This is a genomic window from Nocardia ninae NBRC 108245 (genome assembly GCF_007990755.1).
Lineage (GTDB): Bacteria > Actinomycetota > Actinomycetes > Mycobacteriales > Mycobacteriaceae > Nocardia > Nocardia ninae.
The window spans coordinates 48,417-55,090 of the sequence record NZ_BJXA01000060.1; the positions used below are offsets into that span (position 1 = coordinate 48,417).

The window sequence follows — 6,674 nt, forward strand, 5'->3', positions numbered from 1 at the left end:
TATCGCGTGCCCTTCAACGGATGCGGTCCTGGCCTCGTTCCGTTCCGAGTCCCGCCGCGCGTCCCCCGCGCACGACTTGAGGGGGGTCCTGCTGGCGCCGTCGCTCGACCTCGGCCGGACTCACCGGGGTCTGACCTAATCCCATGATCTTCTGGACTTGGTCGGGGACGTTGCGCGCGTCCATCTCCTTCCGGTTGGCCTCGATCTGTTGGGCATGGGCTTCTTGTGTCTTGGCCTTATCGGCAGCGTCGGCAACCTCCGGAGTAGGCCGTTCCCCGATCTCAACAACCGGTTGCTCTCGCGGCAGGTTAGGTACCGGAAACGGGAACTCCCGCACGGCCTTTTCGGCAGCCTCACGGGTAACCCGATCACGCTCGGACTCCGGCGCTCTAGCCCGGTCAGCCGTAGGCGCTTCAACTCGTCGGAGCTGATCGGGTGCAGGGAACTCCAACGCCACCCGCCTAGCCGCGAGCTCGGCGGCGGCTCTGGCGCGGTCGGCTTCCTCCCGTGCCTTCACGATCGCCCTGATCTTCACAAGCCGGGCACGGGCGCGCTCTTTGCGGTCACGTATCTTCGCTAGCGCCGCGATCCTGTCACGCCGCTTCTGTAACTCCTGCGCCTTCTCCTCGCGCGCTTTCTCGCCAACGCCCGGCAATTCAAGCTGCTTGCCTTGCTTGGACAATTCAACTTGCCTGGTCCGCTCCAAATCTTGGCCTATTGCCCAAATGGCGCGGGCTTCCGTGCGTGAGATGATTCTATGCGTGAACTGGTCGGGGAAGTCCCTTCGCAATCCGTCGATCAGCTTTTGGCATTCTTTTGAGATCAGCTCGCCCTCAACCGAACGCAAGGTGTGGTGGTTGATCTCGCCTCTTTCGAGGAGTTCGCGAACTCCTCGGAGCTGCTTTTCGTCTTTTCGTCCTTCGATCCGACCAGATTTTTCTTCGATCGAATCGGTGCGACTGCGGTCGCGCTCATCTTTGATTTTGTCGAACTCGATCCGTTCCGTGCGACCCTTATCGTCTCGGAATTCGTATTTGCGAGATCCCTGTGTATATCCGTGTTCGCGGTCGTGAAAAAACCTGTCGGTGCCGCGCTCGAATATCTTGCCGCGCTCATGGTTCGGGACCTGGTCGCGATCCTGGCTGTAGCCATCACTCATCAGGGCGCCTAGGAGTTACATCAGGTTATAGTATTTTCGGCGCAGGTCGGCGGTAATATGAATGAAGCCGTCACCGTACTCGATATTGTGATCGATCATGGAATCGATGTAATCGAACACCGAAGACTCATCCTCGTCGCCGTCGTAATCCACGTACCGCAACGCCGGATTGACACCGCCACTATAGAATGATTTGTCGGGACCATATTCGGTATGATCTACCCATTCGCCACCCACATATTGCATGAAACACGCTCCGAGGAAGCAAATAAAAGCGTCGGTCATGTCCTGGTTTTCGGGCCGGTACGGCGCTTCCGAATCTGGGAACAACTCCCGGCACAGATCGTTCAAGCGTTGCAGTTCCGGGGAATCCTCCGGCCACAGGTCAGCTGGCAGCCGATCCAATCCCGCATAGTCAAGGAACTTCCGCACCTGCGCCGCGTGTCGATCCGTGTCGGACCACTTACCCCACTCGGTCCGCTCCACACCGAGATCCATGGTCAGTTGCTCGTCGTCACCCACGTTTGCCCCTCTCGTCACGTCCCGAACAGCTCAGTGTCTCGCCTGCACGGGTCAAGATACAAGCATCACCGTGCCTGCCCTCACTGCTGGCGGCTCGGCTTGCCGTCTGGAATCTGGGTGACGCGGAGGATGAATCGACCGGTGGGCGTCTGGACCTGAAACCCCCACTGGTTGACCCACTCGAAAGGCATGCCGCAGTGCTTCCACACCAGCACTGCCGCTACCAGGCAGGCCCAGCAGACATCTAGAGGGCCGCGAGTGAGGATGTGGCCTTCGTACGGGCTGCTGGGCACGGCCGGAACCATCTCGAATGTATAGCCGTCGTTCACGTCTGAGCCACGGCCCGCACTCGCCACAGCGCGATCTTTTCGCGAACTATGGTTTCCACAACCGTCATTTGCCTTTTATCCCTATCCCACCAAGCATGACCAATCGAGTCTCAGGCAAGTCGGGGCGAAGCCATTCCTGTACTGGCACCACCCCAGGTTCGAACAACTCGAAGCCACTGAATAAAGCCTCTGTCTGTGCTGCGGTCCGAAACTCGACTTGTGCTGACGTGCCGTTGGTGCCGGTGAGCACCTGGAGTACCTCGGGGGAGGAATCAAGAGAACCGTGAGCGATCGCGAGGTAACTACCTGGTGCCATCTGATCGCGGAAGGCTGCGATGATCCCGGCCGGGTCCTCGGCGTCCATCACGTAATGCAGCACACCGATGAGCGTGATAGCTACTGGCTCGTTGAAGTCGATCAGGGTGTGATTTTCCAGCAGATCGAGGATGTTGCGCGGATGGCGGATGTCGCCCAATAGTGCTGTGACACCGTCTGCCTTGGCCAGCAGCGCATCACAATGCGCATGCACCACCGGGTCGTAGTCGACATACACCACACGCGCCGACGGCTCGATCTCCTGAGCTGCCTCATGCACGTTGGGCGAGTTGGGGTACCCGGAGCCCAGATCGACAAATTGCCGGATACCGGCATCTGCGGCCATCTGTACCGCTTTGAGCCCGAAACTCCGGGTGAACCAAGCCAGGGTCTTGAGTTCGGGTGCGCCAGAGAGCAATTCATCGCCCATGTCGCGGTCGATCTCGCGATTATCTTTTCCGTCCAACAGATAGTCATAAATTCGGGCAGAGTTCAGCCGACCATGCTCGAACGGTTGCGGCGTTCGGTTGTCGTCTGACGCGGCGCGCTGGCGACCAGGGCCGAAGTCAACGTAGTCCGAAACCCGCGCACTGCTAGCCGCATTCGAATTCGGGTCTGGATCGCGGCTCACTGGTTGCACCTGTCTGTCGCGCGCTCGCGAGCGGTGGTCAGTTCGGCAAGGATCGACATACCCGCGATGTTGGGGGTAAGGGGAATGGTGGTGTCGGTGTCGAGGTGATACAACGTCATTCCGGGCGCTGGAAATGTTCTCGCGTACCAAGCCGTAATGAAAGCGGCCGTCGTGTCGGTGGCGGGGTCGATATACGCGTGAAATCCGTTGTTGGTTAGCGAGATTCCGACCGTGGGCAGCGGCGGGGCAGTGATGAGCGCTTGCCATGGCATTACGTCGTGATCATCGAAGCTCACTTCAGCAAGGGTGTAGGGGAAACGCTGGCGGACTGTGTGGCGAAACTTCTGCGTCCTGAGGCGTGTGGTCTTGATGTTCTCGCGGGGTTCGTCCGGCGCGGAGATCACGTACTCGGGGACGTGTCCGCGAGCGCGAGCCATTTTCACGGGGTTGAACTTGCGCAGTGCAGCCGCGCGCGCCTCATACGCTATCGGGGCATGCTGTTCGGCGCGAGTGCGCCTGATAGTGGCGGAGTCCACCAGGCCGAGCCGCGCCAGCTCGGTCATAGACGCTTTGCGGTGTCGGCAACACTCGGGGTGTGTTTCGTGACTGCGGAATACACTCCAGACCGCTCGAATGTCTTGCATCTCGAATGGATCGAGGTGACAGGACGTTAGAGGACATGCCCCCTGGCAATCGTCGTCGTCTTCCAAACCCATGTCAGGAGACCTTTCGGTAATTGTAGTAGCGGGCAGGGTTAAGCCGATCGCTTCAACGTGCAGGCGGCATCGCGAATCTCTTCGACGGTCCATTGACCGGTCGTGTAGTCGAGTGCGTCCACTACCGGCCGGAGACTGTTGAGCCGCGACTCTTCGAGTGGCTGAGTCACATCAAAGAACGCGGCTTCAACCGCTACCCAGAGGTCTTTATGATCAGGAAATCTTTCTTCCACCCATGGAAGTTGCGGCCGGTCTTCTCCCTGCCAGAAATACACGACGCCTCGCGCGCCCCTCCCGATATCGGCTATCGAACCGTCGATTTCGATACGGTAGGCGGGACCAGGATTCCGCAGAACGGCTAGCGATTCCATCCAGATGCGGTTGTGTTCAATCCACCAAACGGCTTCGCCGCTCTTTGTCGATGTGATATGCAGCGTCATTGCCTTCCGATTCTTTCTCTGTGTTTGAGGGTTAGGTGCGGGCGGTCATCTCGCCGCCACGGTGTCGAAGGACCTGCCGAGCTTGGCCCCGGTGCACGCGCTGAGCGCGTCAAGTACCAGGACGCCGGAGGGCCGGAAGTCGTTGCATGGTGCCGTCACCCAATGCGGCAGGTCCCTGGTCGCTTCTATGGGAGATGGCAAGGTAATGGCCGCGCCGGGCGGAACAAGGCTCACGTTCAGGTGGAACAGGTCGTAGAACAGTTGCGTGTCGTCGGGAGCTATGTCTGGCTGAACAAGGAACATCCACCGCCGTGATTGCGGATGCAACGTGATCGGGACTTCCGGAGTTTTCCGCCGCAACAGGTGCGTTCTCACTCTGTCGCCGAGATGGGCAGGCATTGTGAGCGCTCCAACGCGCCAAGCGGGCACCAGGATTCGGCCCGCCGGAGGTTCGACGCTGGCGGGCAGTCCGCATACCGACCGGTAGTACTGACACCTGCTCGTTGGTGTGTCGCCAAAGGGTGTGCGGGACATAGGGTTAGACCTCTGATCGCAGTGGCGGGCAGTTAGGTGCGCCCGGCCCTAGCGATTGGAAGGGTTAGGGTGACTCGGTCCGAAGCGAGGCACCTACCGGGCACGTGTCTAGAAGACACGCCGAAGTGCCCGTTTTGGGACAAGAACTTGGGAATCCCAGAATTTGCCTGTTTTCCCAGCACAGTTCCCGCTCGGCATGCCACGATTTCCCGGAGTGGGAATTTCAACGACCCAGAGAGGGAATCCTTGTCGGCAGATGATGAAGGCGGCAGCACACTCCCGCGTCGATGGCTCGGTCGACACCTACGGGAGGCACGCGAAGCGATCGGCATGACCTTGGTTGAAGCAGCAGAACTGATGGAGTGGGGTAAGAGCACCCTGCAACGGTTGGAGAAGGGACAAACCGAGCGCGTCCGTGTCCACGACATTCGCCTGATGTGCGAGGTGTACCAATTGGACGAAGAGAAGACGGCGGACCTTCTAAGGCTCGCCGAACAGACTGCGTTGAAGTCGTGGTGGCACGAATACGGAGCACTCATCACGCCAGCGTTCGACGTGTACATGGGGCTGGAGTCCTCTGCGCGCTCGCTCGCTCAGTTCCAGCCGTCAGCCGTTCCGGGTCTGCTCCAGACTGCGGACTATGCCCGGTCGCTCGATGTCCTGTACTTCCCCAACGACCTTCCCGAGGAGATCAACCGACGTGTTGAGATTCGTAGCCGTCGTCAAGGTCTGATCACTCGAAGGACCAAGGCAGCGACCTACACGGCAGTCCTGCACGAAGGTGTGTTGCGAACCGTTATCGGGTCGCGGGATGTAATGGCCGCTCAGCTGCGACATCTCGCGGACCTGGGTTCCAACACGAACGTGGACATCCGTGTACTGCCGTTCTGGGCGGGGCTGCCGGTGGGCTTGTCGACCGGACCGTTTCTGATACTCGACTTCGAGAAGGACAGGAAGGGTCGGCCGGATGAACCAAGCATCGTTTACGTGGAGAGCTTCACGGGCGGCATCTTCCTCGAGAAGGTGCACGACGTCAGCAGGTACCGTGAGGCGTACATGGTCCTTCAGCGTGCCGCGCTGGATGTCCAACGAAGTAGGGATCTGTTGCGAGAAGTAGCGAAGGAGCACGCGCGTGAACGCTGACCTATCCGGGGCGAAATGGTTCACGAGTAGCCACAGCGGCGGGGGTCAAGACTGCGTCGAGGTCGCGTTCCATGGTGGGATTGTTGGAGTCCGTGACTCGAAGAACCCGACCGGCCCGGCGCTGGTCTTCACTCCAAGCGAGTGGGCCGCGTTCACCGCTGGCGTGGTCGAGGGTGAGTTCAACCCTCCAGCTTGATGTGACAAAGAAAAGCCCCAGACTCTTTACAGGTCTGGGGCTTTCGTCATCTCTGGTCGCCCCTACGACACGTCCGCTTCTGTGATGCCAACCTCGGCGGTGCCCAACGGGGTCAGGCTTCCGCCTGCGCTGGCGAATCCGACCCGGAACCACATCGTTGACCGTGTGCCGTCCGTGGTCACCACGTCGGCGGGCATGATGACTTCCAACGCGGTCGGGAACTTGGGGGTACCGAAGTTCACTGCGGTATATCCACTTCGGCTGACCTGCCCCGTGATCACTCCTCGCGCGGTGGCAACCATCTCGGATTTTGCGTTGCTGTCACTGGGCGCGGTCGTGGCCGACGCGGGCGCCGGACTGCTGCTCTGGTCGGTGGAGCAACCCGCGAGGGCAATCAGGAGTGCGGCAGCGATGGCGGCGCGGCGGATGGTCATGAGTTCCCCCTGGGTGGTGAGTGTCGCCCGTCAATCGTGTTGGGCCGCTAGCACGTTACCCCTGATCTCGCGTGGGATCGCGATGTCCCACGTGGGTTTGGACATGGGACGCGGGGTGTGCACACTAGGCCACACCCCGCATCAATCCGCACCAATCGGGTACGGCATCGTCGCTGCTAGTGGATGGTTTCCTTTCCTTGTATTGACTGGTCAGAGAGGGTTTGGTATGGACGAACTCCCTTGGACTCATAATCC

At 60.1% G+C, this 6,674-nt stretch carries 10 protein-coding genes; 2 read left to right on the top strand and 8 right to left on the bottom strand.

Going from position 1 to position 6,674, the window contains the following annotated elements; all coding sequences use genetic code 11:
* Window positions 1-13 precede the first annotated feature (13 nt).
* From NN4_RS32140 to NN4_RS32165, 7 genes are all read right to left on the bottom strand, one after another.
* Complete coding sequence (locus NN4_RS32140; protein WP_147139290.1) at window positions 14-1,159, bottom strand: hypothetical protein; 1,146 nt, start codon at window positions 1,157-1,159, stop codon at window positions 14-16.
* Window positions 1,160-1,174: 15 nt separating this feature from the next.
* The gene (locus NN4_RS32145; protein ID WP_147139292.1) at window positions 1,175-1,681 is read right to left on the bottom strand and encodes a hypothetical protein; all 507 of its coding nucleotides are present in this window, start codon (window positions 1,679-1,681) and stop codon (window positions 1,175-1,177) included.
* A gap of 80 nt (window positions 1,682-1,761) precedes the next feature.
* Window positions 1,762-2,010, bottom strand: coding sequence for a hypothetical protein (locus NN4_RS32150; protein WP_147139294.1), 249 nt, complete (start codon window positions 2,008-2,010; stop codon window positions 1,762-1,764).
* 64 nt (window positions 2,011-2,074) lie between these two features.
* Window positions 2,075-2,956, bottom strand: coding sequence for an SAM-dependent methyltransferase (locus NN4_RS32155; protein ID WP_246181192.1), 882 nt, complete (start codon window positions 2,954-2,956; stop codon window positions 2,075-2,077).
* Window positions 2,953-3,519 carry a hypothetical protein gene (locus NN4_RS46370; RefSeq protein WP_246181193.1) on the bottom strand — a complete coding sequence of 189 codons (567 nt, stop codon included), beginning with the start codon at window positions 3,517-3,519 and terminating at the stop codon, window positions 2,953-2,955. Before NN4_RS46370 ends, NN4_RS32155 begins: the two co-directional genes overlap by 4 nt.
* Window positions 3,520-3,710: 191 nt before the next feature.
* Window positions 3,711-4,112 (bottom strand): hypothetical protein, encoded by a 402-nt coding sequence (locus NN4_RS32160; protein WP_147139298.1) that lies wholly within the window; start codon window positions 4,110-4,112, stop codon window positions 3,711-3,713.
* 45 nt (window positions 4,113-4,157) lie between these two features.
* The gene (locus NN4_RS32165; protein ID WP_246181194.1) at window positions 4,158-4,511 is read right to left on the bottom strand and encodes a hypothetical protein; all 354 of its coding nucleotides are present in this window, start codon (window positions 4,509-4,511) and stop codon (window positions 4,158-4,160) included.
* A gap of 381 nt (window positions 4,512-4,892) precedes the next feature.
* Between NN4_RS32165 and NN4_RS32170 the strand changes: the two genes are divergently transcribed.
* Both NN4_RS32170 and NN4_RS32175 read left to right on the top strand, forming a co-directional pair.
* Window positions 4,893-5,789: a helix-turn-helix domain-containing protein gene (locus tag NN4_RS32170; protein WP_281289437.1), complete on the top strand. Its 897-nt coding sequence runs from the start codon at window positions 4,893-4,895 to the stop codon at window positions 5,787-5,789.
* Entirely contained in the window at window positions 5,779-5,985 is a 207-nt protein-coding gene (locus tag NN4_RS32175; RefSeq protein WP_147139304.1) for a DUF397 domain-containing protein, read from the top strand. Before NN4_RS32170 ends, NN4_RS32175 begins: the two co-directional genes overlap by 11 nt.
* A gap of 62 nt (window positions 5,986-6,047) precedes the next feature.
* Here NN4_RS32175 and NN4_RS32180 read toward each other — a convergent pair whose 3' ends face one another.
* A complete protein-coding gene (locus NN4_RS32180; RefSeq protein ID WP_147139306.1) occupies window positions 6,048-6,419 on the bottom strand; it encodes a hypothetical protein in 372 nt (123 codons plus the stop codon).
* Window positions 6,420-6,674: the final 255 nt, after the last annotated feature.

Bases quoted from the DNA above. Each gene is read 5' to 3' on its own strand.
- NN4_RS32165 (WP_246181194.1), bottom strand. From the start codon at position 4,511: ATGCCTGCCCATCTCGGCGACAGAGTGAGAACGCACCTGTTGCGGCGG.
- NN4_RS32180 (WP_147139306.1), bottom strand. From the start codon at position 6,419: ATGACCATCCGCCGCGCCGCCATCGCTGCCGCACTCCTGATTGCCCTC.
- NN4_RS32140 (WP_147139290.1), bottom strand. From the start codon at position 1,159: ATGAGTGATGGCTACAGCCAGGATCGCGACCAGGTCCCGAACCATGAG.
- NN4_RS46370 (WP_246181193.1), bottom strand. From the start codon at position 3,519: ATGACCGAGCTGGCGCGGCTCGGCCTGGTGGACTCCGCCACTATCAGG.
- NN4_RS32160 (WP_147139298.1), bottom strand. From the start codon at position 4,112: ATGACGCTGCATATCACATCGACAAAGAGCGGCGAAGCCGTTTGGTGG.